Consider the following 26,455-nt stretch of genomic DNA (forward strand, 5'->3'; position numbering starts at 1 on the left):
TGATGTACCCAGGTGCCTGCATCGCAGGCAAGCCAGCTCCCACAGTTGAGCCAGGTTTGGCCGGCTAAACCTACGGTGCCAGCCCTTCCACAATAATGATCTGCGCCACCCCCGCGCCTTCACGGTGCCCCTTCGCCTCCTGATATTCCACCGACTCATAACAGGCCACTGCCTGCTCGTAGCTATCAAACTCGATTACAACATTGCGCTGCCGTGCGGGCTCGCCTTCCAGCGCCACGCTGCGCCCGCCCCTGGCCAGGAACCGCCCGCCGAACTTGGCAAACGCCGCCGGCGCACGTTGGGTGTACTGCGTGTATTGCTCTGCATCGGACACATCCACATGGGCAATCCAGTAAGCCTTCATCACGACATCCTCTTGCTTGATTTTTGTGGTATACCATAATACATACAACCAACAAAACGAGCACTCCACATGTCCTTCAACAGCATCGCAGACATCATCGAAGACTACCGCCAAGGCAAGATGGTGCTCCTGGTGGACGACGAAGATCGGGAAAACGAAGGCGACCTGTTGCTGCCAGCAGCGTGCTGCACCGCCGAGACTATCAGCTTCATGGCCCGCGAAGCGCGTGGTTTGATCTGCCTGACCCTCACCGACGAACACTGCCAGCGCCTCGGCCTGGAACAGATGGTGCCGAGCAATGGCAGCGTGTTCAGCACCGCGTTTACTGTGTCTATCGAAGCGGCCAGCGGCGTGACCACCGGCATCTCCGCCGCCGACCGCGCACGCACGGTGGCGGCCGCCGTCGACCTCAACGCCGGCCCCGCCGACATTGTGCAACCGGGGCATATCTTCCCGTTGCGTGCCAAGGACGGTGGCGTGTTGACCCGCGCCGGCCACACCGAAGCCGGTTGCGACCTGGCGCGCCTGGCCGGGCACACGCCGGCCTCGGTGATCGTCGAAGTGATGAACGATGACGGCACCATGGCCCGCCGCCCCGAGCTGGAGATCTTTGCGCGCAAGCACGGGATCAAGATCGGCACCATCGCCGACCTGATCCACTACCGCCTCAGCACCGAGCGCACGGTGGTGCGCATCGGCGAACGCGACTTACCCACGGTGCACGGCATGTTCCGCCTGATCACTTTTGAAGACCGCATCGACGGCGGCGTGCATATGGCGATGGTCATGGGCCAGTTGCGCCGCGACACACCGGCGCTGGTGCGCGTGCATGTGATCGACCCGCTGCGCGACCTGGTGGGCGCCGATTACAGCGGCCCGTCCAACTGGACACTGTGGGCCGCGTTGCAACGCGTGGCCGCCGAAGGCAGTGGCGTGGTGGTGGTGCTGGCCAACCATGAATCATCCCAGGCCCTGCTGGAACGGGTGCCGCAACTGACCCAGACGCCGCGCCAGTTCAGCCGTTCGCAATCGCGGATTTATTCGGAAGTCGGCACCGGGGCGCAGATATTGCAGGACCTTGGCGTCGGCAAGCTGCGTCACCTCGGCCCGCCCCTGAAATATGCCGGGCTGACCGGCTATGACCTGGAGGTGGTCGAGAGCATTCCCTACACCGAATGATGGATAACCGGTAAGGCAAAATGCTTGCACAAAGTTTGGAATACCATAATATGATATTCCATAGACCGAACGCTTTCGCCAAGTGCGCCCGCCAGGGATAGCACCAATAACAGCCCTTGGCACGGTCGCTCTTTGGGCCCCGATAAAAGGCCCCGTTGGACCTACTGCTCCCGATAGGCGGGCATTACCAAGCCCGCTCAATAACAAAACAAATGAGGGCGTGAAAATGGTGTTGAACAAACGTGCAACCGCGATGCTGTTCGCGGGTTTACTGGCCACGGCCACTCACGCGGCCCTGGCGGCCGAAAGCGTCAATTTCGTGAGCTGGGGCGGTAGCACCCAGGACGCGCAGAAGCAGGCGTGGGCCGATCCTTTCAGCAAGGCCAGCGGGATCACCGTGGTGCAGGACGGCCCCACCGACTACGGCAAACTCAAAGCCATGGTCGAAAGCGGCAACGTGCAGTGGGACGTGGTGGATGTCGAGGCCGACTTCGCCTTGCGCGCCGCCGCCGAAGGCTTGCTCGAGCCCCTCGATTTCTCGGTGATCCAGCGCGACAAGATTGACCCACGGTTCGTCTCCGACCATGGCGTGGGCTCGTTCTTCTTCTCCTTCGTGCTCGGCTACAACGAAGGCAAGCTCGGCGCGTCAAAACCGCAGGACTGGACCGCGCTGTTCGACACCAAGACCTACCCCGGCAAACGTGCCCTCTACAAATGGCCAAGCCCCGGCGTGCTCGAACTGGCGCTGCTGGCCGACGGCGTCGCCGCCGACAAGCTCTACCCGCTGGACCTGGATCGCGCCTTCAAGAAGCTCGACACCATCAAGAAAGATATCGTCTGGTGGGGCGGCGGTGCGCAGTCGCAACAGCTGCTGGCCTCCGGCGAAGTCAGCATGGGCCAATTCTGGAACGGGCGCATTCACGCCCTGCAGGAAGATGGTGCGCCAGTGGGCGTGAGCTGGAAGCAGAACCTGGTAATGGCCGATATCCTCGTCGTGCCTAAAGGCACCAAGAACAAAGCCGCGGCGATGAAGTTCCTCGCCAGTGCCAGCAGCGCCAAGGGCCAGGCGGATTTTTCCAACCTGACCGCCTATGCTCCAGTGAACATCGACAGCGTGCAGCGCCTGGATTCGGTCCTGGCGCCCAACCTGCCGACGGCGTACGCCAAGGACCAGATCACCCTCGATTTCGCCTACTGGGCCAAGAACGGCCCAGCCATTGCGACACGGTGGAATGAATGGCTAGTCAAATGAAAATGACGGCAACCACGCCGACCGGGAGCGCCCTCGGCGCTGCCGGCGCGGTTTCCCGCCAAGCCTCGGCGCCGTCCCTGGCGCAGCGCTGGCGGGGGTCGAGCAACCTGATCCCGGCCCTGCTGTTTCTGGGTTTGTTCTTCCTGGCACCGCTGATCGGCCTGTTGCTGCGCGGGGTGCTGGAGCCGGTGCCGGGCCTGGGCAACTATGAGCAACTGTTCGCCAACTCGGCGTACGCACGGGTACTGCTCAACACCTTTTCAGTGGCGGGCCTGGTGACCCTGTTCAGCCTGCTGCTGGGCTTTCCGTTGGCCTGGGTGATCACCCTGGTGCCACGCGGCTGGGGGCGCTGGATCCTGAACATCGTGCTGCTGTCGATGTGGACCAGCCTGCTCGCCCGCACCTATTCATGGCTGGTATTGCTGCAAGCCTCCGGGGTGATCAACAAGGCGCTGATCGCCATGGGCATCATCGATGTACCGCTGGAGATGGTGCACAACCTCACCGGTGTGGTGATCGGCATGAGCTACATCATGATCCCGTTCATTGTGCTGCCGTTGCAGGCGACCATGCAGGCCATCGACCCGATGATCCTGCAGGCCGGCTCCATCTGCGGCGCCAGCCCCTGGACCAACTTCTTCCGGGTGTTCCTGCCGCTGTGTCGGCCGGGACTGTTTTCCGGTGGTTTGATGGTGTTTGTGATGTCTCTCGGTTACTACGTGACCCCGGCGCTGCTCGGCGGCGCGCAGAACATGATGCTGCCCGAGTTCATCATTCAGCAGGTGCAATCGTTCCTCAATTGGGGCCTGGCCAGTGCCGGCGCCGCGTTGCTGATCGTCATCACGCTGGTGCTGTTCTACTTCTACCTGAAGCTTCAGCCGGAATCCCCGGTTGGCGCCAGCAATGCGAGGTAAGCCGTCATGCTGCTGACTCCCAATGCCATGAGCCGCAGGATGCGCCTGGGTCTCTACACCACCACCGGGTTGATTGGCCTGTTCCTGCTGTTGCCGATCGTGTTTATCGTGCTGCTGTCGTTCGGCTCGTCGCAGTGGCTGGTGTTCCCACCGCCCGGCTGGACCCTGAAATGGTACGGCCAGTTCTTCTCCAACGCCGACTGGATGAACGCGGCGCTGGCCAGCCTCAAGGTCGCGGTGCTGACCACCGTATTCGCCGTCGCCCTGGGCCTGCCCACCGCGTTTGCCCTGGTGCGCGGGCGTTTCCCCGGTCGCGAATTGCTCTACGGCCTGTTCACCCTGCCGATGATCGTGCCGCTGGTGATCATCGCCGTGGCGGTGTACGCGCTGTTCCTCAAGCTCGGCTACACCGGCACGATGTTCGCCTTTGTGGTCAGCCATGTGATTGTTGCGTTGCCGTTCACCATTATCTCGATCATCAACTCGCTGAAGCTGTTTGATCAGTCGATTGAAGATGCCGCGGTGATCTGCGGCGCGTCGCGCTTGCAGGCGGTGTTCAAGGTGACCTTCCCGGCGATTCGCCCAGGCATGGTGGCCGGAGCACTGTTCGCGTTTCTCGTTTCGTGGGACGAAGTGGTGCTCAGTGTGATGATGGCCAGCCCGACCCTGCAAACCCTTCCCGTAAAAATGTGGACCACCCTGCGCCAGGACCTGACGCCTGTGATCGCCGTCGCCTCGACGTTGCTGATCGGCCTCTCGGTACTGGTCATGGTGATTGCCGCCGCCCTTCGCCGGCGCACCGAAACCCGCGCCTGAGCGCCGAGGATTAAGACATGAGTGCAGTGATCAAAGACCCCGCCCAGCACCCTGGCCAACCCCTGGTCAGCCTGCGCAACCTGAACAAGTACTACGGCGAATTCGCCGCCGTGGACAACATCTCGCTGGACATCCAGGATGGCGAATTCCTCACCTTCCTCGGCTCCAGCGGTTCCGGCAAAAGCACCACCCTGTCGATGCTCGCCGGTTTTGAAACGCCGAGCAGCGGCGAGATCCTGGTGGGCGGCCAATCCCTGGTCAATGTGCCGCCGCACAAACGCGATATCGGCATGGTGTTCCAGCGCTATTCGCTGTTCCCGCACCTGTCGGTGCGCGACAACATCGCCTTCCCCCTGGCGATTCGCAAACTGCCGAACGCCGAGCGCGAGCAGCGCGTCGACGCCATGCTCAAGCTGGTGCAACTCGAACAATTCGCCCATCGCCGCCCTTCACAGCTGTCCGGCGGCCAGCAGCAACGGGTCGCCATCGCCCGGGCGTTGGTGTACGAGCCACGCATCCTGCTGATGGACGAACCCCTCGGCGCCCTCGACAAGAAACTGCGTGAAGACCTGCAAGATGAACTGCGCCAGCTGCACCGGCGCCTGGGCATCACCATCGTCTACGTGACCCACGACCAGGAAGAAGCCATGCGCTTGTCCCAGCGCATCGCGATTTTCAGCCACGGCAAGATCGTCGGCCTGGGCAGCGGTTTCGACCTGTACCAGAACCCGCCGAACGCATTTGTCGCCTCGTTCCTCGGCAACTCCAACTTCCTCAAACTCAAGGCCCAAGGCAATGCGGTGGCGTCGTTCGAAGGCCAGTCGCTGTCGATTCGCCTGACCAGCGGGCTGCAGGCCGAGCAGGATGTACTGCTGATGGTACGCCCGGAAAAAGCCCTGGCGCTGAGCGTGGAGCAGGCCGCCGAGCAGCCGTTGGCGGCGGGCTGGAATGAAGTGTCGGCGATTGTTGGCGAGGTGTTGTTCCTCGGCGAAAGCCAGACCTGCACGGTGAAAACCCTGGGCGGCACTTCGATGACGGTCAAGGCGCTGTCCTCCGCCGGCATGCCGCTGAAAACCGGCGACCCGGTGCGCGTGCGCTGGGCCACGGCGGATGCGTGTGTGTATACCGAGTGGGCCGAAAGCGATCTGAACAAGGCGGCTGGGGCGCATTGACGCCCCAGCTTCATCCTTTGCAGGTTCAGGAGACAAGGGAGGATTTGATGCGTACCAGAAAGTCCGCCGTCCACTCTTGGACCATCACTGAGTAGGGCTCTTGCGGGTTACCCATCTCTTTCATCTGCAACAGCGAACGATCACGCAGAACCTTCAATCGGTTAATGATCTTCAGGCTTTTCGGCTTCGTGCCATTTTTGCCTGTTGTGACTTCCTCCATCAGTGAAGACAACTCGATCACCATCCACTCCAGATACATCAGGTGGCGTAGAACGCGTGTTCGATCCTGCACCAAGCCCAACCGGTTGAGGCCATAGGTTTGAATCGACACTGCGCCCTTGACGCTGAGTTTGCCGTTACGAGCCTGCTTGATCTCCGCTTCAAGCTTTTCCTTGGCCCCCTTCACGTCCCCCGCAGGCAGCCCGGCATCGTCGCGGGATTTAGGTAACACCAGTCCAATCAGGTTGTCGCGATCGATATAAAAGCGTAGGTGCTCGCTGGGGTTATCACGGCATGGGTCGAGTAGAAGCGGGTATTCAGACGAGAAGTCCCGTGCAGACTCCGTCGCGCGCGTGCCCAAAATGGGAAAGCTATCATGCTTGCCACTCTGCTCCTCGGAGGACGCACTGAATCGACTGCCGTCTTTTACCAACTGAACCAGTTGTGCAGTTAGGGTGGGAGTTATCTGGCCGCTGCGTCGGTTGCAATTGATGCAGCTCGGCAGGAGATTGTCCCACGCTGCGGCGAGCCACCAATAACCTCCGTGATTCTTGTCTTCCTGCAATCGGCCTTTGGGACGAAAATGCTCCGTGTCTACAGGTGCTGTTGAATAGTAGAAACTTTCGCAGTAGGCGCACTTGCCATGAAAGAGTTCGTGAAGCCGCTCCTCGACACTGGGGTCCTTATAGACGCTGAACCGAGCCTTGGCTTCTTTCTGGGCAGGTAACTTTGCAGCCTGTGCAGCGCCTCCCCTTTTGCCCTTGGGCTTTTTTTTTCGGCGCATTCACGCCTGCTGCTTTCTTAGCAGCGAAAAAGGAGGTGAGCGCTTCAAGCTCCTGCTCGGCGTCCGAAAGGACTTCGCCGTCTTTAGCTTCCATAGCGCTCGGCGGATAGACGGCATCTCGATTAACTGATCGCATAATTCAGAAACGCTCCAGAATATGGACGATTTCTTCCCGATACTGTTTACGCAGCTTTTTCAGTTGCTTGCCCGATGCTATGTTGCGTTTCTTCAGAAACATGGCAACCGACTTCTGTACTAAACGTTGAGCCTCTGTACTGCCAACAGGGAGTACGTCCAAAATTTCGCGTTTGAATTTTTTCAATACCTCTGTTTCAGCCTGAGTCGGGCTGTCGCCTTCCTCCTGTTTTGCCAGCAGGTCGGCAATATGCGCGAGTTGCAACTGCATATCAGGTTCATCGGTAGTCATCAGATTGAAAAAATCCGAGGTTAACAATTGCTCCACTGTGAGTTTTCCGACGTCAGGTAAATCGCTGATGCATTCGATCTTTACACACAAGTCATCGTCTACATTGGCTCTGCGGCGCAACACCGCCACCTCGCCTTTGTGCATACCTCGCAGACACAGCGGATCATGGGACGTCGCGATGAACGTGACCTTTGGCAGCGCTTCGCGCAGCGCACTCATGATGCGAATTTTCCAGTGCGGGTGCAGATGAACCTCGATCTCATCGATTAAAACAACTGCCTGGGCCGTGGGAAAGTTCTGAAAATACGGGTTGACTTTCCGGTCCATCAACCCGCGTAGAATGTCACACACCATTGCCAATAATGAACGATAACCCGAGGAAGCCAGATGCAGCGGCGTCTTTCCTTTGCGTAAGTTGTCCTCAATGTTTGTCACGATGACCAGGCAATCAAGTACTTCGTCCTCCTCTATGAATTTGAACTTTTTATCCATGGAAAAGATGATCCGCAGGACGCGCACGACTTCTTCAAAATCATTTTTATTTAAACTTCGTAACCACGCCTCAGGGTTAGCCAACAAACGAGTCGAGTCGAATAGATTGAAGATTGATCCAGCAGGTGCTTGCTGCGCATTTACATTAAGGTATTGGCGAAAGGGACCATACGCAAAAACCGGAGGCAACGCTTTCGACAACTTGTTAACCTCGAGGATATCGTTAGTGATCGTCAGCACCCGTACCTCATCTGGCTGCAAGCGCAACGTCACCGTGGCTTCACGAGTAGGCATTTTTTGTACAGCGCCCAACAACGAAGTATTTAAAGTTAGCCCCTTATGATTGCGCGCCACCCTTCTTCTGGTGGTGTTATCGGCCAACGCTAGCGCGAGGGCTTCAAGGACCGAACTTTTACCGACAGCATTTTCACCCAAGATCAGTAACGCAGGAACTTGCGCCGATGTTTCCGAAATCGCCAGCAATTTTCGACGCTTTGGAATACTAATTTTGAGGTGTTCGATGCTCTTGAAGTTTTTCAACTCAAAAGCGTACAACGATCCGTACTCCATCGGCGCAGCATCCGGCTCTACCGCAGGCTCGATTTCGAGCTCGACCTGAGGCCCAACCCACTCTTCTCGTAGCGCGGCCCATTGGGAATCAAAGCCAAAGTTGGATTTAAATAATGTCTCCCTCAAATCCTTCAGTGCGCTCTGAAAACCGGGTTTGCCGGCAATGACGCTGAACGTTTTCAGGATCTTCCTCATAGAAAGATCCGACCGTGTCAGCGTTCTTGTCGACAGCGTCATAGCAATCTGGCGGCATTGCAGGTACCAAAGCCCGCCAAACTCCAGTGCCGGAAAATCGAGCAACGCGATGACAGAGGGGTCGTGATTGATCCAGGCGTCACGTTCTTGTGACAAAAACAGATCAAGGTAGCGGCTCAAACACTCAGAGCGTTGCTTTGTCAGTTTGGGACGATCCAGATTGTAAGCCTGAATAGTCATCGAACCCTCTACGCTTAAATTATGTAAAACCCCCTCGTGATTAACGTGCAAGTGTTCATGGAGTGCCTGATCAGAACAGGGATCGAGATACAGACGTTGTTCTTTGAGAGGATAGTGTCCCCACAAACCGCTATCGCTTTTTACAAAGTTGTCCAACTGTTTTTTTGTCGGCAGCGTCTGCCTCGGCCCATTAACCGGAAAAAAGTCAATTCGATGGGGTACGCATTCCCGACAAACCGGGTAAATATTCTCCCAGGCCAAGGACAGCCAGGAATAATAGAGGTGGTGGTCTTTGGCTTTTTTAGTGGGTAATGCGTTTGCCACAGGACGAAACCTGTGGTGCCGCAAGTCGTTTCGAAAGCGTTCGCAAAAAGCGCACTTCCCGCGAAACAGCCGACTCAGCGTTGGCAACATATCGCCGTCGTCCAGATCAATCTCAGACACCGGCGTGGCAGTTTGCGACCGCTCATTCGGCGCCAGAAGCAGAAAGTCCCTGATCACGCTTCTTGCCTCAACGACCTCCTTACTGCTCAGAAAAACCGGAGGGTTCACCGAACTGCGCTCAAAATACTGCATCGATCTCGTCCCTAAGACACTCAAAAGGACTAGATTAATAGCATTGCGCCATCAACTGAAAGCATTCCTACACTTTGCGCTCGAAAATCGCCCCCTCGATCCCCAGCACCTCACGGGTATCGGCATAAATCCCCACGCCCTTCTCCCATACGTGCTTGATCGACTGGTCGGCGCAACGAATCTGGTAGTTGAGTTCGAACGGCTCATGCCGCGACAGCGCGTATTGCACCTCGCGCCACACGTAGTCGGCATCCTGGGCCAGGATCAGGCTGTTGTAGGTGAACTCATGGTTGTCCACCAGGCGCTCGGCGGGGTAGCCGGTGAGTTGCAGGCAGCCGGCGCTGACGAATTCCATGGTCCAGTCGCGGTTGTTGCGCCCGCGATAGATCAGCCCCGGCATGCTGTCGAGCAAACTCATGCTGCTGCGCTGGCTGGCCTGCCAGGCGATTTCGCGGCGCTTGTGCGCGGTCACATCGCCGGCCACCAGGTAGAACCCCTGGGGGCCGCGCTTGAGGCTGATCTCGAACCAGCGCAGCTCACCGCACGGGTGCACAAACCGCAGGCGCTGGCTGAACGAGCTGTCGGGGCGGCGGCGCAGTTCATTCAGGGCCTGGCGCCATAATGGGCGATCTTCCTGGTGCACGTAGTCCATCAGGTTGCGCTCGGTACCCGGCTGGCCCATCAATTCGGCCCACGCCAGGTTGAAGTGGGCGATCTGGCCGTTGTCGCGCAGGTGCAGCAAGGCGGCGGGGAAACAATCCATCAGCTCGATCGACGGCAGCACACAGGCTTCGGGGCTTTCCCTCATCTAATGGCGCTCCTCGTGCTTCAAGGCGCCGCTGTGGACCCAGGCCGCCAGCTCCAGCCGCGAATGCAGGCCGAGCTTCTGCAACAAACTGCGCACGTAGATTTTCACCGTGCCGTCACTGATGCCCAGTTCCCTGCCGATCTGCTTGTTACTCATGCCGGCGGCGATCAACGCCAGGGTCTGGCCTTCGCGCTCGGTGAGGTTGTCGTTGCCCGGAGCCTCGCTCTGGTGTGCGGGCTCGGTCTGGTCGGCCAACAGCGCAATCAGGGTCGAATCCAGCACAATCGCGCCCTTGTGGCAGTTGCGCATATACGCCAGCAAGGCATCCGGCTCGGTTTCCTTGAGCACATAACCGCTGGCGCCCAGGCGCAAGGCGGTGAGCAACTCGGCGCGGTCCATCGAGGCGGTGAGCACCACCACCTGGCAATCCAGGCGCAATTGGCGCAACTCATCCAGCACCTGCAACCCGCTGAGGCCGGGCATGTGCAGGTCCAGCAGCACCTGTTGCGGCGTCAGGCTCACGGCCAGGTTGATGCCTTCTCGGCCGCTGGCCGCCTGGCCCACCACTTCGAAGTCGCCACTGGCGTCGAACAACTGCGCCAGGCCCTTGCGAAACAACGGGTGATCATCGATCAGTAATAAGGTCGTGCAGTCCATCGAGGCTCCCCTGTGGCAGATCGTGGTGGCGGCGCAGGCCAAGGTGCACGCGCACGCCGTGCGGGCGGATGGCTTCAATGCTCAGCCGAGCGCCGATGCTGGCGGCGCGCTCGCGGATAATCGCCAGGCCGAAATGGTTGTGTTCGTCGCAGGCCGGGCTCAGGCCGATGCCGTCGTCTTCCACCGACACCGAAGCCTCGCCGTCCTGGGCCTGACGCAGTTCGATGCGCACATGCCGTGCGTGGGAATGGCGCACCGCGTTGGCCAGCGCTTCGCGAATGATCTGCAGGATCTGCAATTCGGTTTCCGGGCTCAGGGCGTCGTCGGCCAGGCGGTTGTCCAGTTCGAACACGATGATGCACCGCCGCGAGAATTCCGCGACCGAGTCGGCCAGGGCTTGGCGCAACGAGCGCCCGTCCATGGTCAGGCGGGCGCTGGTGATCAGCTCGCGCACCTGGCGTTGCAACTGGCTCAGGCCGGCGCACAGGTCCTGCAATACCGGCTCGCCCAGCTGCGATTGCAAGCCATGGGCCTGGAACGACAGGTAACCCAACTGCTGCGCCACCGAATCGTGCAGCTCACGGGCCAGCGCACCGTGGCGCGAGGTTGCCTGTTTGCGCTGCTGTTCGCGCTGGTGGCTGCGCAGGCGCACGCTGACGCCGACTGCCTGCGCAGCCTCCTCCAGCAAACCGCGCCAACTGGCACCGGCGCGTCTGGGGGTATCGAGCAGCAACACGCCCTTTTCGCCCTCGGGCAACGCGCACACCACCCGGTGTAGCCCGCGTTGCCGGCAAGGGCGCACGCCTGCGGCGTGTCCGCCACGTTCGGGTCGCGCCAGGGGCATGTCGCCACGGCTTGGCAGCCCTCGATCAAGCCGCGCCGGGTCGGGCTCAAATCTTCGCCGCCGAGGATCAGGTTGAGCCTGGCAGGCGGCAGCAGTGCGTCGAAACGGTCCAGGAAACCCGACAAGGCACCGTCAGCGTGCAGGGGCAACCTGGCCAACAGCTTGCGCACGCTGCGCGCCTGTTCGGGGCGCACAGGCCCCAACCAGAGCGGCCAGCCTTTCGGTCGTGTTTGCACTCTTCGCTAACTCCCCGTGCCGTTGCTGAGCGTCAGGCAAAGACCAGCAACTTCCATGCCCCGAACGGCCGTAACGCAAGGCTTATCTCCAAAGGCATAGCCCTTTTTCCAGATTGAGAAGATTTTCCCCATAGGAAAGTATCTCTCCCAACAGGAAACAAAACCCACCCCGGAGGAGCCCGCATGACGCACACCCTCAGCCGCCCCATCGTGGTAGTGCAATCGGCCAACACCCGTGCGCAGGTTGTCGAAGAACTGGAGAAGCCCTTGCTGTTGAACGGCGAACAACCCGACTTCGCCCGACGCCTGCACGAGGCATTGGCCAGCGCCACTGTGGGCTGCCGGCTCTACCTGCAGGGCGATGAAGCCTTTATCTGGCGCATTCACGCCGAGGCACGTGCCGCAGGCCTGGAAGACCACGAAATCAGCCTGACCTGCGCAACCCCCGGTCTGCGCCAGGTGTATTGCGCACACTGCGGCCTGACCCAGGCGGCCGGGCCGCAGGCGCGGTTGAACTGCATCGGCTGCCATGTGGGGCTGGAGGTGCGCACGCATTTTTCCCGGCGCCTGGGGGCTTACCTCGGGGTCTGCCTCAACCCCGACCAGCCCTACGCGGGGTTCCAGCCATGAGCGCGGCCCTCAGCGTGCAGGTCAGCGCGGCCCGCATGCTCACGCCGGTGGTGCGCGAATTTACCCTCACCGCCTGCGACGGCGCCCTGCCCGGCTTCTCGCCCGGCAGCCATGTGCAGGTGCATCTGCCGCTGGCGGAGGGCAAGGTGCGCAACGCCTATTCACTCACCAGCGACCCGGCGCACAGCCAGCACTACCGCATCGCCGTGCGCCTGCAGGAGGCCTCGCGTGGCGGCTCGCAGTATCTGCATCGCCAGGTGCAGGTCGGCGACACGTTGCAGATCTCGCCGCCGGCCAATCTGTTCGCGCCCCATGGCACCGCACGCCTGCATATCCTGATCGCCGCCGGTATCGGCATCACGCCGTTCATGGCCTATATCGCGGCGATGGAACAACAGCGCGCCGATTTCGAACTGCACTACCTGTTTCGCCCGGGCCTCAGCGACGCCTACCTTGATGAACTGCAACAACGCCTCGGCCCGCGTCTGCACACCTACGACCAGCGCCCCGATTTGAGCCGAATCCTCGGCAACCGGCCGCTGGGCAGCCACGTCTACAGCTGTGGCCCACAGCCCTTGCTCGATGCGGTTGAGCAGCACGCCACACGCCTCGGCTGGCCGCCCAAACGCGTGCACTCGGAAGCCTTCAAGGGCGCACAACCGGGCCAACCGTTCGAGCTGGAGCTGCTGCGCAGCGGGCGGCGGCTGCGCGTCGAGGCCGAACAAAGCCTGCTTGAAGCCCTGGAGCACGCCGGCCTGCACGTCCCCAACCTGTGCCGTGGCGGGGTCTGCGGCCAGTGCATCACTCGCCATCAAGGCGGCGCCATCGAACACCGCGACAGCTTCCTCAGCCCGGCCGAGCAGGCCGAATTTCTCATGCCCTGTGTCTCACGCGGCTGCGGCCCCTGCGTTTCGCTGGACTTATAGGAGTCAGACCATGCCCCTGCAATCGAGCCCCGTGCTGAGCTATCGCGACGACTTCAGTTTTCGCAACAGCCCGGCGGCAATCCGCCGGTTCCCCTTCCCCTTTATCGAAGACAGCTACCTGTACTCGGTGAATATCGAACCGGCCACCTCCCGCGACCCGGGCTCGATCTATGAGCACGCCTTCGACATCGACGAGCACTACCGCTCGGAAATGGCCGAACGCGCCCTGGTGCTGGACAAGGACCCGCGTCGCTACCTGGTGATGCCGCACATGCAAGTGGCCGCCTGGGATGCATTGCAAATGATCATGGAACACTTGGCCGCCGATTACCCGCAAGGGTTCAGCCTGACGCGTGACGGCGACCGCTGGCAGTGGCGCAACCACCTGCTCGACATCGACCAGCAGTTTGTCTTCGGCGACGCCGCCAGCCTGCCCTGTGCGCCGCTGGAGTACATCGGCCGCCAGGTGCAAGGCGATTTCGCCTTGCTCGACCAGCGCGATGGCGACCTGTACATGGACGCCGGCCTGGTCACCAGCCCGGCCGACTGGTCGCTGGCGTTCGACGCCGGCATGAGTTTCAAGCAGTGGCATGCACCCGTGCCCATGGCCCACCAGATGGGCGTATTCGAACGGGCGCTGAAGTACCTGCTCAACCTGCAGGTCGGCCAGCCGGTGCGGCGCCTGAACTGGACCCTGACCATCAACCCGCGCCTGGATTCTTCCCCGGAAACCTTCCATGAGTGGGGTGCGGATCGCGGCCGGATCACCGCGCAGAACGTCGGCCAGCAAGTACACCTGCGGGTCGAGCTGCAAGTGATGGCGCGCCTGCCGCGCAGCAACGCGGTGATGTTCAGCATACGCACCTACCTGATCAGCCTCGACGAACTGGTCACCCAACCTGGCTGGGGCTGCCGCTTGCACCGCGTGCTGCGCGACCTGCCCGAGCCCATCGCCGACTACAAGGGCATGACCCGCTACCGCCACACGCTGGTCGAGTGGCTGAGCCAATTCGACCCACAAGCCTGACGCCCTTTCTTCTACGACAAGGAACCTCACATGACCCACTCATGGCGTATTTCTGCACTGGCCGAACGGCACCGCGCCCTCGGCTCCCACCTTGAAGACTGGAACGGCATGGGCACCGCCTGGACCTACAGCAGCGCGCTGGCCGACCACCACGAAGCGATCCGCACCCGCGCCGGCCTGATGGACGTATCCGGGCTGAAAAAGTCCACTACGTGGGGCCTCACGCCGAGAGCCTGTTGCAGTGGGCCACCACCCGCGACATCGCCAAGCTCTACCCCGGCAAGTCGGTGTATGCCTCGATGCTCGACGAGGACGGCAAATTCGTCGATGACTGCATCGTTTATCGCACCGGCCCGAATGCCTTCATGGTGGTGCATGGCGCCGGCACCGGGCATGAAATGCTCGTGCGCTCGGCCCAGGGCCGGCAAGTGGCGGTGCTGTTCGATGACGACCTGCACGACCTGTCGCTGCAAGGCCCGCTGGCGGTGGATTTCCTGGCCGAGCATGTGCCCGGCATCCGCCAGCTGCCGTACTTTCATCACCTGCAAACGCGCCTGTTCGACCGACCGGTGATGATCTCCCGCACCGGCTACACCGGCGAGCGCGGCTACGAGATTTTCTGCAAGGCGGCCGACGCCCCCTTCCTGTGGGACAGCATCCTCGAACAGGGCGCCAGCCTGGGGATTATCCCCTGTGCCTTTACCGCGCTGGACTGGCTGCGAGTGGAAAGCTCGCTGATGTTTTTCCCCTACGACAACTCGCAAATGTACCCCTTCGCCGATCAGAAAGCCGGCGACACCCTGTGGGAAATGGGCCTGGATTTTACCGTCTCCCCCGGCAAACAGGCGTTCCGTGGCGCCGAAGAACACCTGCGCCTGCGCGGCCAGGAGCGTTTCAAGATCACCGGAGTATTGCTCGAAGGGGTGCGCCCGGCCGAGGCCGGCGACACCTTATGGCAGGGCAACCAGCAAGTCGGGGTGATCACCTGCGGCATGTATTCGCGCCTGAGTAAACGCTCGATGGCCATTGCGCGGATGAGCGTCGCTTGCTCTGTGCCAGGCGTTGCGTTGCAGGTGCGCGGCAGCCTTGAAACGGGCGCCGTGACCCACGCCTTGCCGTTTGACGACCCGGAAAAAACCAAGCGCACGGCCAAGGGCTGAGCCGACCCTTCACTTTATTCAGGAGCCTTCGATGGACGCCTCCAGCGAACATTACATTCTCAAGATCACCTGCCCGGCGGCGTCCGGGATTGTCGCGGCGATCAGCGCCTGCCTGGCACACCAGCAGTGCTACATCAGCGAGCTGGCGCAGTTCGACGACGAGTTCACCGGGCAGTTTTTCATGCGCGCCGTGTTCCGTTTCAACACCGGCGTGAACGGTGATATCGGCGCCCTGCGCGAGGGCCTGGGCGACCTCGCCGGCGGCTTCGACATGCAGTGGCAACTGTTCAGTTCACGCAAGCCGACCCGCGTGCTGCTGATGGTCAGCAAGTTCGACCACTGCCTCACCGACCTGCTCTACCGCCACCGCAAGGGCGAGATGGACATGCACATCACCGCCGTGGTTTCCAACCACCTGGACCTGCGAGCGATGGCCGAGCGCGAGGGCATTCGCTTTATCTACTTGCCGATCACCAAAGACAGCAAGGCCAGCCAGGAAGCCGAGCTGATGCGCATCATCGAAGACACCCAGACCGACCTGGTGGTGCTGGCGCGCTACATGCAGATTCTGTCCGACAGCCTGTGCCAGCACTTGTCCGGGCGGGCGATCAATATCCATCACTCGTTCCTGCCAGGGTTCAAGGGCGCCAAGCCCTACCACCAGGCGTATGACCGCGGCGTAAAACTGATTGGCGCCACCGCCCACTACGTCACCAGCGACCTCGATGAGGGCCCGATCATCGAGCAGGAAATCCAGCGCGTCGACCATACCCACCTGCCCGACTCGCTGGTCGCCATCGGCCGCGACACCGAAACCGTCGCCCTTTCCAAAGCCTTGAAGTACCACCTGGAGCACCGGGTGTTCATCAACCAGGACAAGACAGTGATCTTTCGCTGAAACCTTCAGGAGGCACGCTCATGACTCTACGTGTTGCAATCATCGGCGCCGGCCCGTGCGGCCTGGCGCAACTTCGCGCCTTCCAGTCGGCCCGCGACAAGGGTGCCGCCATCCCCGAACTGGTGTGCTTCGAAAAACAGCAGGACTGGGGCGGTATGTGGAATTACACCTGGCGCACCGGCCTCGACGAGAACGGCGAACCGGTGCACGGCAGCATGTACCGCTACCTGTGGTCCAACGGCCCCAAGGAATGCCTGGAGTTCGCCGACTACACCTTTGAAGAACACTTCGGCCGGCCCATCGGCTCTTATCCGCCCCGCGAGGTGCTGTGGGACTACATCAAGGGCCGTGTGGAAAAAGCCGGGGTGCGCGACTACATCCGGTTCAACAATGTGGTGCGCCAGGTCTCCTTTGACCCACAGAGCCAGCGCTTCACCCTGCAGGCCCACGACTACAACAGCGACACCCTCACCTGCGAAGAATTCGACTACGTGATCAACGCCTGCGGCCACTTCTCCACGCCCAAGGTGCCGTACTTCGAAGGCTTCGAACAGTTCGCCGGGCGCATCCTGCATGCCCATGATTTTCGCGAGGCGCTGGAGTTCAAGGACAAGGACCTGCTGATCGTCGGCAGCAGCTACTCAGCCGAGGACATCGGCTCGCAATGCTACAAATACGGCGCACGCAGCATCACCAGTTGCTACCGCAGCGCGCCCATGGGTTATGCCTGGCCGGACAACTGGGAAGAAAAGCCGCTGCTCAAACGCCTGGAAAACAACCGTGCGTATTTTGTGGACGGCAGCAGCAAGCACATCGACGCGGTGATCCTGTGCACCGGCTACAAGCATCACTTCCCGTTCCTGCCCGATGAGCTGAGCCTGAAGACCGACAACCGCCTGTGGCCGATGAACCTCTACAAGGGTGTGTTCTGGGAACCCAACCCCCGGTTGATCTACCTCGGCATGCAGGACCAGTGGTACTCCTTCAACATGTTCGATGCCCAGGCCTGGTATGCCCGTGACGTGATCCTGGGGCGCATCGCCCTGCCCGGCCCGGCCGCAATGGTCGCCGACAGCCAGCAATGGCACGCCCGTGAGCAGAGCCTGGAAACCAACCAACAGATGTTCGAGTACCAGGGCGCCTATATCCAGCACCTGGTGGACGCCACCGACTACCCGAATTTCGACATCGCCGCAGTCAATGAAACCTTTCTGCACTGGAAGCACGACAAGGCTGAAAACATCATGGGCTACCGCGACAAGTCCTATCGCTCGTTGATGACCGGCACCCAATCGCCACCGCACCACACGCCGTGGCTGCAAGCGCTGGATGACTCCATGGCGGCGTACCTGGGCGAGCCCGCATCGCCCATCAAGTCGGTCGGCTGATGATGAATGCACCGCGTGTTTCCAAGCCCCAAGAACCCGGGCTGTTTGCCCGTGCGCCGAACCTGGAACGCTACCGTGTGGCCGCAGGCGGTGTGACCCTGGTCGAGTTGCAGCCCGGCGACGGCCTGCACGTGATCGACGTCGAAGGCCGCCAGACCTGCGAGCTGCTGGCCCTGGATGCCGACGGCCGCAGCGCCCTGGCCAGCTGGGGGCTGCAGGGTTCAATCGCGTGCAACGTGCCCCGGCGGATCGGCCAGGTCCTCAGCCGGCGCGGCATCCAGCTGCAGCCACTGCCGCTGGCCGCCTCGCTGTGGGACGCCGACAGCCCGCCCGGCCACATCCGGCAGTTTGTTGCGCACGACGCGCTGCTGGTGCTCGTCGCGGCGCCCGCCGGGCCTACCGCCGTCGACCAACAGTACCGACCGAGCGAATTGCACCTGTGGGTGACACGCGCCAACCCGTCGCCCCTGTGGGTGCCGGCCCTGCCCGAGCCGTTGAGCGAGGTGCTGGACGAATTCACCCTGCGCGCCGGCACAGCCCACAGCTACACCGTGGCCAAGGGTCAATACGTGCAGGTGCTGGATGTGGCCGGGCGCCAATGCTCGGACTTTGTCGCCCTCGACCGCCGCGCCCTGGATCGCGGCATGGAACTGGACCTGGACCAGACCGTAACCCGCACGCTGAACGGCAGCGCCTACCCGGCACCGGGGTTGTTCTCGAAGTTTTTCGACCGCCGGATGCAACCGATGCTCGAGGTGGTGCAGGACACAGTCGGGCGCCACGACTCGTTCGCGCTGGCCTGCGCGGCGCGTTACTACGAAACCCATGGCTATTTCGGGCATGACAACTGCAGCGACAACCTCAGTCGCGTACTTGCACCGCACGGGGTGCAGGCCCGCAACGGCTGGCCGGCGATCAATTTTTTCTTCAATACCGGCATTGATGCGCACCAGCAGATGACCCTCGACGAACCCTGGTCACGGCCCGGCGACTACGTGCTGTTGCGGGCCATGACCGATCTGTTGTGTGGCAGTACCTCATGCCCGGATGACATCGACCCGGCCAATGGCTGGAACCCGACCGATATCCATGTCCGCATTTACAGCGAAAAGGAGCGTTTTTCCATCGCCATGAGCACTCGAACCACGGCCGATGCCGACCCGATTCTTACCCGTGAGTCCGCGTTCCACTCACGCACCAGCGCCCTCACCGGCAGCTTTGTCGACTACCGCAACTGGTGGCTGCCGTTGCGCTACGACGGCTATGGCGCCACCGAGGAATACCTGGGTTGCCGCGAGCGGGTGGCGGTGATGGACCTGACCGCCCTGCGCAAATTCGAGATCATCGGCCCGGACGCCGAAGCCCTGTTGCAGTACTGCCTGACCCGCGACGTGCGGCGCCTGGCGGTGGGCCAGGTGGTCTATTCGGCGATGTGTCACGCCCACGGCGGCATGCTCGATGACGGCACGCTGTTGCGCCTGGGCCCGGACAATTTCCGCTGGATCTGCGGTGAAGACTACGCCGGTGTCTGGTTGCGCGAACAGGCGCAGAAACTGGGCATGAAGGTGTGGGTCAAGTCCGCCAGCGAGCACATTCACAACCTCGCCGTGCAAGGGCCGCTGAGCCGCGAGCTGCTCAAGCAGATGGTCTGGACCCCGCCCACCCAACCCAGCCTGGAAAGCCTCGGCTGGTTCCGCTTTCTGGTCGGCCGGCTGGACGGCTTCGACGGCTGCCCATTGATGATTTCGCGCACCGGCTACACCGGCGAGCTGGGCTTTGAGGTGTGGTGCCAGCCCGAAGACGCGGAACGCGTGTGGGACCGCATCTGGCAGCTCGGCCAACCCTTGGGCCTGGTGCCGCTGGGCCTGGAAGCCCTGGACCTGCTGCGCATCGAAGCCGGGCTGATTTTTGCCGGCTACGAGTTCAGCGACCAGACCGACCCGTTTGAGGCCGGCATCGGCTTCAGTGTGCCGCTCAAGAGCAAGTCCGATGACTTTATCGGCCGCGATGCTCTGCTGCGGCGCAGTGCCCACCCCAGCCACAAACTGGTCGGCCTGCAGGTGAGCGGTAACGAGGCCGCGCACCATGGCGACCCGGTGTACCACGGCCGGGCCCAGGTCGGCGTGGTCACCAGTGCCTGCCGCTCACCGCTGCTGGCCAGCAATATCGCGCTGTGCCGGGTCGACGTGAGTTGCGCCGAGCCGGGCACGCTGCTGGAGATTGGCAAAGTCGATGGCCTGCAGAAGCGCATCAGCGCCACGGTCAGCGCAGCGATTTTCTACGACCCGGATAAAAGCCGGGTGCGTGGCTGATTTTGACTGCCCCACTTAACCGCTATTCAGACATGGGAATACAGAGATGGAAGCGACTACGTTCGAGGCCGTACCGCAGGCCGCCAGCTCGGCGGGCAGCCTGCATCGCAAGATTGATTGGCGCGGGGCATTCTGGGTCGCCAGTGGCGTGCCCGCGCTGGTGCTGTTCTCCATCGGCGCCATTGCCGCCACGGTGGGCAAACCGGCGTGGATCGTGTGGATCGTGTCGATCCTGTTCGGGTTTATCCAGGCCTTCACCTACGCCGAGATTGCCGGGCTGTTCCCGCACAAATCCGGCGGCGCCTCGGTGTACGGCGCAGTGGCGTGGGTGCGTTACAGCAAGTTGATCGCGCCGGTGTCAGTGTGGTGCAACTGGCTGGCCTGGTCGCCGGTGCTGTCGATCGGTTCGGGGCTGGCGGCGGGGTATATCCTCACCGCGCTGTTTCCCGCCGACGCGCTGATCAACACCTGGCAACTGACCCTGCTGGACCTGGGCTGGGTCAAGAGCGGCCTGTCGTTGCGGATCAATGCGACCTTCGGCATTGGCCTGTTGATCCTGCTCACGGTGTTTGCCGTGCAGCATGGCGGCATCCTGCGGTCGGCGCGCCTGACCCTGGTACTCGGCGTCACTTCGTTGATTCCGCTGCTGCTGGTGGGCGTGGTGCCGTTGTTCACCGGGGATGCGGCCCAGGCCAACTTCCTGCCGCTGTACCCGCTGGCGCATGACGCGGCCGGGCAAGTGATCGATGGCCCGTGGGATATTTCCGGCTGGTCGCTGATGGCTGGCGGGCTGTTCATGGCCGCGTGGTCCACCTACGGCTTTGAGACGGCGGTGTGCTACACCCGCGAGTTCAAGGACCCCAAGCGCGACACCTTCAAGGCGATCTTCTACGCAGGGTTGCTGTGCATTCTGGTGTTCACCCTGGTGCCGCTGGCGTTTCAAGGCAGCCTGGGGCTGGGCCAACTGGTGACTCCGGCGGTGCTGGACGCCAGCGGCGCCGTCGTCACCCCGGCGGTGTACAGCGGCCTGCTCTCGCCGGCGATCTACAGCGGCATGGGCGTTGGCCAGGTGATGGCAGACAGCATCGGCGGCGGCAAGGTGGTGGCCAATATCGTGCTGATCATGCTGGTGCTGGCCACGTTGCTGGCGATCATGACCTCGATGTCCGGTTCGTCGCGCACCTTGTACCAGGCGTCGGTGGACGGTTGGCTGCCCAAGTACCTGGGGCGCACCAACGAACATGGCGCGCCGACGGCGGCGATGTGGACCGACCTGTCGTTCAACCTGCTGCTGTTGCTGATGTCGGACTATGTGTTCGTGCTGGCGGCCTCGAACGTGAGCTACATCATCTTCAACTTCCTCAACCTCAATGCCGGCTGGATCCACCGCCTCGACCGCCCCGACTGGGTGCGCCCGTACAAGGCGCCCACGGTGTTGCTGGCGGCCGGCGGCGTGCTGAGTTTCGTCAACCTGGCGTGCATGGGCCTGGGCGCGGATATCTGGGGCGCGGGCACGCTGGTCACCGGTTTGCTGCTGGCCCTGCTGATTTTGCCGGTGTTCTGCTACCGCCACTATGTGCAGGACAACGGCCGCTTCCCCGCCGCCATGCTCAGCGACCTGTATATCCAGGCCGATGACGGCCAACGCCGCGCCGGATGGCTGCCGTATGCCACGCTGGTTGCCGGCGTTGTGGTGGTGTATGCCTGCCATCAACTGGTAGCCTGACCTCATCGCTGAGGGAGTGCTCCCTCAGCGCCTTTACTCCCCCAGACAATGGTGACGCTTTTGACCAGCTCCCTCCCCACGCTTGCCCGCGATATCGACGGCAAGGCCATCGCTGCCCAGGTGCTCGACGAGGTTCGCGAAGAGGTTCTGTTGCTCGCCGGCCGGCAGATCTACCCGGCGCTGGCGGTGTTGTTGGTGGGCGATGACCCGGCCAGCCACGTCTACGTGCGCAACAAACTGCTGCGGGCCAAGGAAGTCGGGATCCGCTCCCTAGAATACCGGCTGCCGGATGACGCCAGCCAGGCCCAAGTGCTGGCGCTGCTGGCTCAGTTGAACGACGATGCGTCGGTCAACGGCATTCTGGTGCAGTTGCCGTTGCCGGCGCATATCGACGAGGCGGCGGTGATCCACGCCATTGACCCGATCAAGGACGTGGACGGTTTCCATCGCGAAAACGTCGGCGGCCTGGTGCAAGGCATTGAAGTACTCACGCCCTGCACGCCCAGCGGCTGTATGCGCCTGCTGCATGAAACCTGCGGCGACTTGAGCGGCTTGCACGCGGTGGTCATCGGCCGTTCGAATATTGTCGGTAAACCGATGGCGACTTTGCTGTTGCAGGCCAATTGCTCGGTCAGCGTGGTGCACTCGCGCAGCGTCGATGCCCCGGCGCTGTGCCGCCTGGCTGATATCGTCGTCGCGGCCGTAGGCCGGCCGCAGTTGATCGATGCGAGCTGGCTCAAGCCCGGTGCGGTGGTGATTGATGTGGGGATCAACCGCATCAGTACCGAGACCGGCACGCGGCTGGTGGGGGATGTGGACTATGCAAGCGCACGCACCGTGGCCAGCGCGATTACGCCGGTGCCGGGGGGCGTGGGGCCGATGACGATTGCTTACTTGCTCAAGAACACCCTGATTGCCAGCCAGTTGCAGCGCAACACCCTGCCCCGGGAGCTGGCGGCAGTCTGAGCCACAACACAAAACCCATGTGGGAGCGGGCTTGCTCGCGAATGCGGTGTTTCAGTCAGCCTATGCATTGGCTGACCCACTGCATTCGCGAGCAAGCCCGCTCCCACATTTTTGAGCTGCGTTTACTCAGGGGATGCTCAGTGGTTGTAGGCCCGCTCATTATGCTCGGCCAGGTCCAACCCCATCTCTTCCACCGACTCATGGGCGCGCAAGCCGACCAGGGCATTCACCACCTTGAGAATGATCCAGCTGATCACGAAGCAGTACACCGTGGTCAGCAGCACGCCCTTGATCTGGGCCACCACCTGGGCCCCCATGGTCACGCCTTCCACCAGGCCGCCCATGGATGGCACGCAGAACACGCCGGTCAGCACCGCGCCAATCATGCCGCCGATGCCGTGCAGGCCGAATACGTCGAGGCTGTCGTCGTAGCCGAAGCGGCGCTTCAATACGGTCACGCTCAGGTAGCAGAACACCCCGCACAGCAAGCCGATGGCCAACGCACCGCCGACACCGACATAGGCACACGCCGGGGTAATCCCCACCAGACCGGCCAACGCGCCGCTGGCCAGGCCCAAAGCGCTCGGTTTGCCGACCTTGAACCACTCGGTGAACATCCAGCCGAGAATCCCGGCACACGCGCCCAGTTGGGTATTGAGCATGACGATGCCGGACAGCCCGCTGAGCCCGCCACCGGAGCCGATATTGAAGCCGAACCAGCCCACCCACAGCATGGCCGCGCCGGCCATGGTCAGGCTCAGGTTATGCGCGGGCATCGGCGTGTTCTGGTAGCCCTTGCGCTTGCCGAGAATCAAGCACGCAGCGAGCGCCGCCACACCGGCATTGATATGCACGGCGGTGCCGCCGGCAAAATCGAGCACGCCCCAGTTATGCATCAAGGCCCCCGAACCGCCCCACACCATATGCGCCACCGGGGCATACACCAGGGTGAACCAGAGGGCCATGAACAGCAGCGCCGCCGAGAACTTCATGCGCTCGGCAAAGGCCCCGGCGATCAGCGCCGGGGTGATGATCGCGAAGGTCATCTGGAAGGTCACGAACACCCCTTCCGGAATATCCCCCACCAGGCTCTCGGGGGTCATGCCCGCCAGAAAGGCGCGGCTCAAGCCACCGACAAAACTGTTGAACGTCACCTGCCCTTCGACCATGCCAGTGGTGTCGACCACCATGCTGTAGCCGTAAATCACCCACAACACGCCCACCAGACCGGCGATACCGAAGCACTGGGTGAACAGTGAAAGCATGTTTTTCGCGCGCACCAGGCCGCCGTAGAACAACGCGAGCCCCGGCAAACACATGAACAGCACCAGCACGGCGGCGGTGACCATCCAGGCGGTGCTGCCGGTGTTCAAGGTAGGCGCATCGGCGGCATGTGCCAAAGGTGCAAAGGCACCGGCCGCCAACAAGCCGAAGAGGGATTTGCCGAGAAGACGATTGACCATGTTCAAAGCTCCTGCGAAAGAAAGGGGATGTGTCTGGCAGTGAGCAATTGTTATTAGGTGAGCCTCTTGGTGGGCCCGTTGATCTGTGGCGAGCGAGCTTGCTCGCGCTGGGCTGCAAAGCGGCCCCAAAAACATTGCGAGCGCTGCGCACTCGAACGGGAGCAAGCTCCCTCGCCACAGGTTTTCATCCAGTCTCAGTAACCGCTACCCGAACCCGGCACCCAACTGGTTCCCGCCAGCGGCACCCGGGCCATGGCGGCCGACTCCACCGTCAGCGCCACCAGGTCCTCGGGGTCGAGGTTGTGCAGGTGCGACTTGCCGCACGCACGGGCCATGGTCTGCGCCTCCAGGACCATCACCCGCAGGTAGTTGGCCAAGCGGCGCCCGCCTTCCACCGGGTCGAGGCGCTTGGACAGCTCCGGGTCCTGGGTGGTGATGCCGGCCGGGTCACGACCGTTCTGCCAGTCGTCATAGAAGCCGGCGGCCGAGCCGACCTTTTTCAGTTCCGCGTCCAGCCGTGGGTGGTTATCGCCCAGGGCAATCAGCGCCGCCGTACCGATGGCGACCGCATCCGCGCCCATCGCCATCGCCTTGGCCACATCGGCGCCATTGCGAATCCCGCCCGACACAATCAACTGGACCTTGCGATGCATGCCCATCTCTTGCAAAGCCTGTACCGCTTGCGGGATAGCCGACAAAATCGGAATGCCGACGTGCTCGATAAACACTTCCTGGGTGGCCGCCGTGCCGCCTTGCATGCCGTCGAGCACAATCACATCGGCCCCGGCCTTGACCGCCAGCTTCACGTCGTAATACGGCCGGCTGGCACCGATTTTCACGTAGATCGGCTTCTCCCAATCGGTGATCTCGCGCAGCTCGGCAATCTTGATCGCCAGGTCATCCGGGCCGGTCCAGTCCGGATGGCGGCAGGCGCTGCGCTGGTCCACGCCGATCGGCAGGGTGCGCATGCCGGCCACCCGCTCGGTGACTTTCATGCCCAGCAGCATGCCGCCACCGCCAGGCTTGGCGCCCTGGCCGAGCACGATCTCGATGGCGTCGGCCTTGCGCAGGTCGTCGGGGTTCATGCCGTAGCGCGATGGCAGGTATTGATACACCAGGTGCTGCGACTGGCCGCGCTCTTCCGGGGTCATGCCGCCGTCACCGGTGGTGGTGCTGGTGCCGGCGATGGTCGCGCCACGGCCCAGGGCTTCCTTGGCGTTGGCCGACAACGCACCGAAACTCATGCCGGCGATGGTCACCGGAATCTTCAGGTGGATCGGTTTTTTGGCGAAGCGGTTGCCGAGGATCACATCGGTGCCGCATTTCTCGCGATAGCCTTCCAGGGGGTAGCGCGACACGCTGGCGCCCAGCAGCAGTAAGTCATCGAAATGCGGCAACTTGCGCTTGGTGCCGCCGCCACGAATGTCATAGATGCCGGTTTCGGCGGCGCGCTGGATTTCCTGGATGGTCAGGCGATCGAAGGTGGCCGACTCGCGCAGTACCGGAGGGGTTTGTTCTGTCATGGCATAGCTCCTGGATCAGTACGCGGAGGCGTTATCGACTTTGAAGTTGTACAGCTGGCGGGCCGAACCGTAGCGCTTGAAGTCCGCCGCCTGATGGGCGAAACCGGCACGATCGAGCAGCTCTTGCAGCTCTTGCAGGTGCTCGCTGCGCATCTCTTTTTCGACGCAATCGGAGCCCAGCGACTCGACCGTGCCTTTGACGTAGATATGCGTTTCGTACAGCGAATCTCCCAGCGCATCGCCAGCATCGCCGCACACCACCAGGCGCCCGGCCTGGCCCATGAAGCAGCTCATATGGCCGATGCTGCCGCCGACCACGATGTCGATGCCCTTCATGGAAATCCCGCAACGCGCACCCGCGTCGCCTTCAATTACCAGCAGGCCGCCATGGGCCGTGGCCCCGGCCGCCTGGGACGCGCTGCCTTTGACCCGCACCGAGCCAGACATCATGTTCTCGGCGCAGCCCACGCCGACATTGCCGTGCACGGTGATCGACGCCTGTTGGTTCATGCCCGCGCAGTAGTAGCCGGCGTGGCCCTCGATATCGATGGACACCGGCTGGTTCACGCCCACGGCGAGGTTGTGCTTGCCGTTGGAATGGGTGACGCGCCACTCGCTGTCGATAGCCTGCGCGTGAAGTGCCTGGTTGAGGTCACGCACAGTGGCGGTGGAAAGATCGATGGTTTTCATG

The 26,455-nt window shown here is 62.1% G+C and carries 22 protein-coding genes and 1 pseudogene; 14 read left to right on the forward strand and 9 right to left on the reverse strand.

Annotated features, from left to right (window positions below; translation table 11 throughout):
- Positions 1 to 70: 70 nt before the first annotated feature.
- The gene (locus tag LRS56_14615; protein WDU65562.1) at positions 71 to 364 is read right to left on the reverse strand and encodes a DUF1330 domain-containing protein; all 294 of its coding nucleotides are present in this window, start codon (positions 362 to 364) and stop codon (positions 71 to 73) included.
- 69 nt (positions 365 to 433) lie between these two features.
- Here LRS56_14615 and ribBA point away from each other — a divergent pair, with 69 nt between their 5' ends.
- The 5 genes from ribBA (at position 434) to LRS56_14640 (ending at position 5,697) form a co-directional block, all read left to right on the forward strand.
- Positions 434 to 1,543, forward strand: coding sequence for a bifunctional 3,4-dihydroxy-2-butanone-4-phosphate synthase/GTP cyclohydrolase II (ribBA, locus tag LRS56_14620; GenBank protein WDU65563.1), 1,110 nt, complete (start codon positions 434 to 436; stop codon positions 1,541 to 1,543).
- A 226-nt stretch (positions 1,544 to 1,769) separates the two neighbouring features.
- Positions 1,770 to 2,795 (forward strand): ABC transporter substrate-binding protein, encoded by a 1,026-nt coding sequence (locus tag LRS56_14625; GenBank protein ID WDU65564.1) that lies wholly within the window; start codon positions 1,770 to 1,772, stop codon positions 2,793 to 2,795.
- Positions 2,792 to 3,709: an ABC transporter permease gene (locus LRS56_14630; GenBank protein ID WDU65565.1), complete on the forward strand. Its 918-nt coding sequence runs from the start codon at positions 2,792 to 2,794 to the stop codon at positions 3,707 to 3,709. The genes LRS56_14625 and LRS56_14630 overlap by 4 nt, the downstream gene beginning before the upstream one ends.
- Positions 3,710 to 3,715: 6 nt before the next feature.
- Positions 3,716 to 4,525: an ABC transporter permease gene (locus tag LRS56_14635; GenBank protein ID WDU65566.1), complete on the forward strand. Its 810-nt coding sequence runs from the start codon at positions 3,716 to 3,718 to the stop codon at positions 4,523 to 4,525.
- A gap of 17 nt (positions 4,526 to 4,542) precedes the next feature.
- Positions 4,543 to 5,697 (forward strand): ABC transporter ATP-binding protein, encoded by a 1,155-nt coding sequence (locus LRS56_14640; GenBank protein WDU65567.1) that lies wholly within the window; start codon positions 4,543 to 4,545, stop codon positions 5,695 to 5,697.
- A 25-nt stretch (positions 5,698 to 5,722) separates the two neighbouring features.
- Here the strand turns inward: LRS56_14640 and LRS56_14645 are convergent, their stop codons facing one another.
- The 5 genes from LRS56_14645 to LRS56_14665 all read right to left on the reverse strand — a co-directional run bounded on the left by LRS56_14645 (position 5,723) and on the right by LRS56_14665 (position 11,509).
- Complete coding sequence (locus tag LRS56_14645; GenBank protein ID WDU65568.1) at positions 5,723 to 6,700, reverse strand: endonuclease; 978 nt, start codon at positions 6,698 to 6,700, stop codon at positions 5,723 to 5,725.
- Positions 6,701 to 6,839: 139 nt separating this feature from the next.
- Complete coding sequence (locus LRS56_14650; GenBank protein WDU65569.1) at positions 6,840 to 9,200, reverse strand: AAA family ATPase; 2,361 nt, start codon at positions 9,198 to 9,200, stop codon at positions 6,840 to 6,842.
- A 67-nt stretch (positions 9,201 to 9,267) separates the two neighbouring features.
- Positions 9,268 to 10,008 (reverse strand): PAS domain-containing protein, encoded by a 741-nt coding sequence (locus LRS56_14655; protein ID WDU65570.1) that lies wholly within the window; start codon positions 10,006 to 10,008, stop codon positions 9,268 to 9,270.
- A complete protein-coding gene (locus tag LRS56_14660) occupies positions 10,009 to 10,665 on the reverse strand; it encodes a response regulator (GenBank protein ID WDU65571.1) in 657 nt (218 codons plus the stop codon). It lies immediately after the preceding gene.
- Positions 10,634 to 11,509, reverse strand: coding sequence for an ATP-binding protein (locus LRS56_14665; protein ID WDU65572.1), 876 nt, complete (start codon positions 11,507 to 11,509; stop codon positions 10,634 to 10,636). Before LRS56_14665 ends, LRS56_14660 begins: the two co-directional genes overlap by 32 nt.
- A 419-nt stretch (positions 11,510 to 11,928) precedes the next feature.
- Between LRS56_14665 and LRS56_14670 the strand changes: the two genes are divergently transcribed.
- From LRS56_14670 to folD, 9 genes and pseudogenes are all read left to right on the forward strand, one after another.
- Positions 11,929 to 12,375 (forward strand): dimethylamine monooxygenase subunit DmmA family protein, encoded by a 447-nt coding sequence (locus tag LRS56_14670; protein ID WDU65573.1) that lies wholly within the window; start codon positions 11,929 to 11,931, stop codon positions 12,373 to 12,375.
- Positions 12,372 to 13,301, forward strand: a complete 930-nt coding sequence (locus tag LRS56_14675; GenBank protein WDU65574.1) for a PDR/VanB family oxidoreductase — start codon at positions 12,372 to 12,374, stop codon at positions 13,299 to 13,301. The genes LRS56_14670 and LRS56_14675 overlap by 4 nt, the downstream gene beginning before the upstream one ends.
- A gap of 10 nt (positions 13,302 to 13,311) precedes the next feature.
- Positions 13,312 to 14,328 (forward strand): DUF3445 domain-containing protein, encoded by a 1,017-nt coding sequence (locus tag LRS56_14680; protein WDU65575.1) that lies wholly within the window; start codon positions 13,312 to 13,314, stop codon positions 14,326 to 14,328.
- A gap of 108 nt (positions 14,329 to 14,436) precedes the next feature.
- Positions 14,437 to 15,488 (forward strand): annotated as a pseudogene (locus LRS56_14685) (aminomethyltransferase family protein).
- 31 nt (positions 15,489 to 15,519) lie between these two features.
- The gene (purU, locus tag LRS56_14690) at positions 15,520 to 16,386 is read left to right on the forward strand and encodes a formyltetrahydrofolate deformylase (protein ID WDU65576.1); all 867 of its coding nucleotides are present in this window, start codon (positions 15,520 to 15,522) and stop codon (positions 16,384 to 16,386) included.
- 20 nt (positions 16,387 to 16,406) lie between these two features.
- Positions 16,407 to 17,774, forward strand: coding sequence for an NAD(P)/FAD-dependent oxidoreductase (locus tag LRS56_14695; protein WDU65577.1), 1,368 nt, complete (start codon positions 16,407 to 16,409; stop codon positions 17,772 to 17,774).
- 2 nt (positions 17,775 to 17,776) lie between these two features.
- Positions 17,777 to 20,086 (forward strand): DUF1989 domain-containing protein, encoded by a 2,310-nt coding sequence (locus LRS56_14700; protein WDU65752.1) that lies wholly within the window; start codon positions 17,777 to 17,779, stop codon positions 20,084 to 20,086.
- Positions 20,087 to 20,132: 46 nt separating this feature from the next.
- Positions 20,133 to 21,812, forward strand: coding sequence for an APC family permease (locus LRS56_14705; protein WDU65578.1), 1,680 nt, complete (start codon positions 20,133 to 20,135; stop codon positions 21,810 to 21,812).
- Between the two features lie 60 nt (positions 21,813 to 21,872).
- Positions 21,873 to 22,778: a bifunctional methylenetetrahydrofolate dehydrogenase/methenyltetrahydrofolate cyclohydrolase FolD gene (gene folD, locus LRS56_14710; GenBank protein ID WDU65579.1), complete on the forward strand. Its 906-nt coding sequence runs from the start codon at positions 21,873 to 21,875 to the stop codon at positions 22,776 to 22,778.
- 137 nt (positions 22,779 to 22,915) lie between these two features.
- Here folD and LRS56_14715 read toward each other — a convergent pair whose 3' ends face one another.
- The 3 genes from LRS56_14715 to LRS56_14725 all read right to left on the reverse strand — a co-directional run bounded on the left by LRS56_14715 (position 22,916) and on the right by LRS56_14725 (position 26,454).
- Entirely contained in the window at positions 22,916 to 24,241 is a 1,326-nt protein-coding gene (locus LRS56_14715) for an ammonium transporter (protein WDU65580.1), read from the reverse strand.
- 194 nt (positions 24,242 to 24,435) lie between these two features.
- Positions 24,436 to 25,764 carry an FMN-binding glutamate synthase family protein gene (locus tag LRS56_14720; GenBank protein WDU65581.1) on the reverse strand — a complete coding sequence of 443 codons (1,329 nt, stop codon included), beginning with the start codon at positions 25,762 to 25,764 and terminating at the stop codon, positions 24,436 to 24,438.
- A 15-nt stretch (positions 25,765 to 25,779) separates the two neighbouring features.
- Positions 25,780 to 26,454, reverse strand: coding sequence for a protein glxC (locus LRS56_14725; protein ID WDU65582.1), 675 nt, complete (start codon positions 26,452 to 26,454; stop codon positions 25,780 to 25,782).
- Between the last annotated feature and the right edge of the window lies 1 nt (position 26,455).

Source organism: Pseudomonas poae, assembly GCA_028869255.1.
GTDB classification, from domain to species: Bacteria; Pseudomonadota; Gammaproteobacteria; order Pseudomonadales; family Pseudomonadaceae; genus Aquipseudomonas; species Aquipseudomonas poae_C.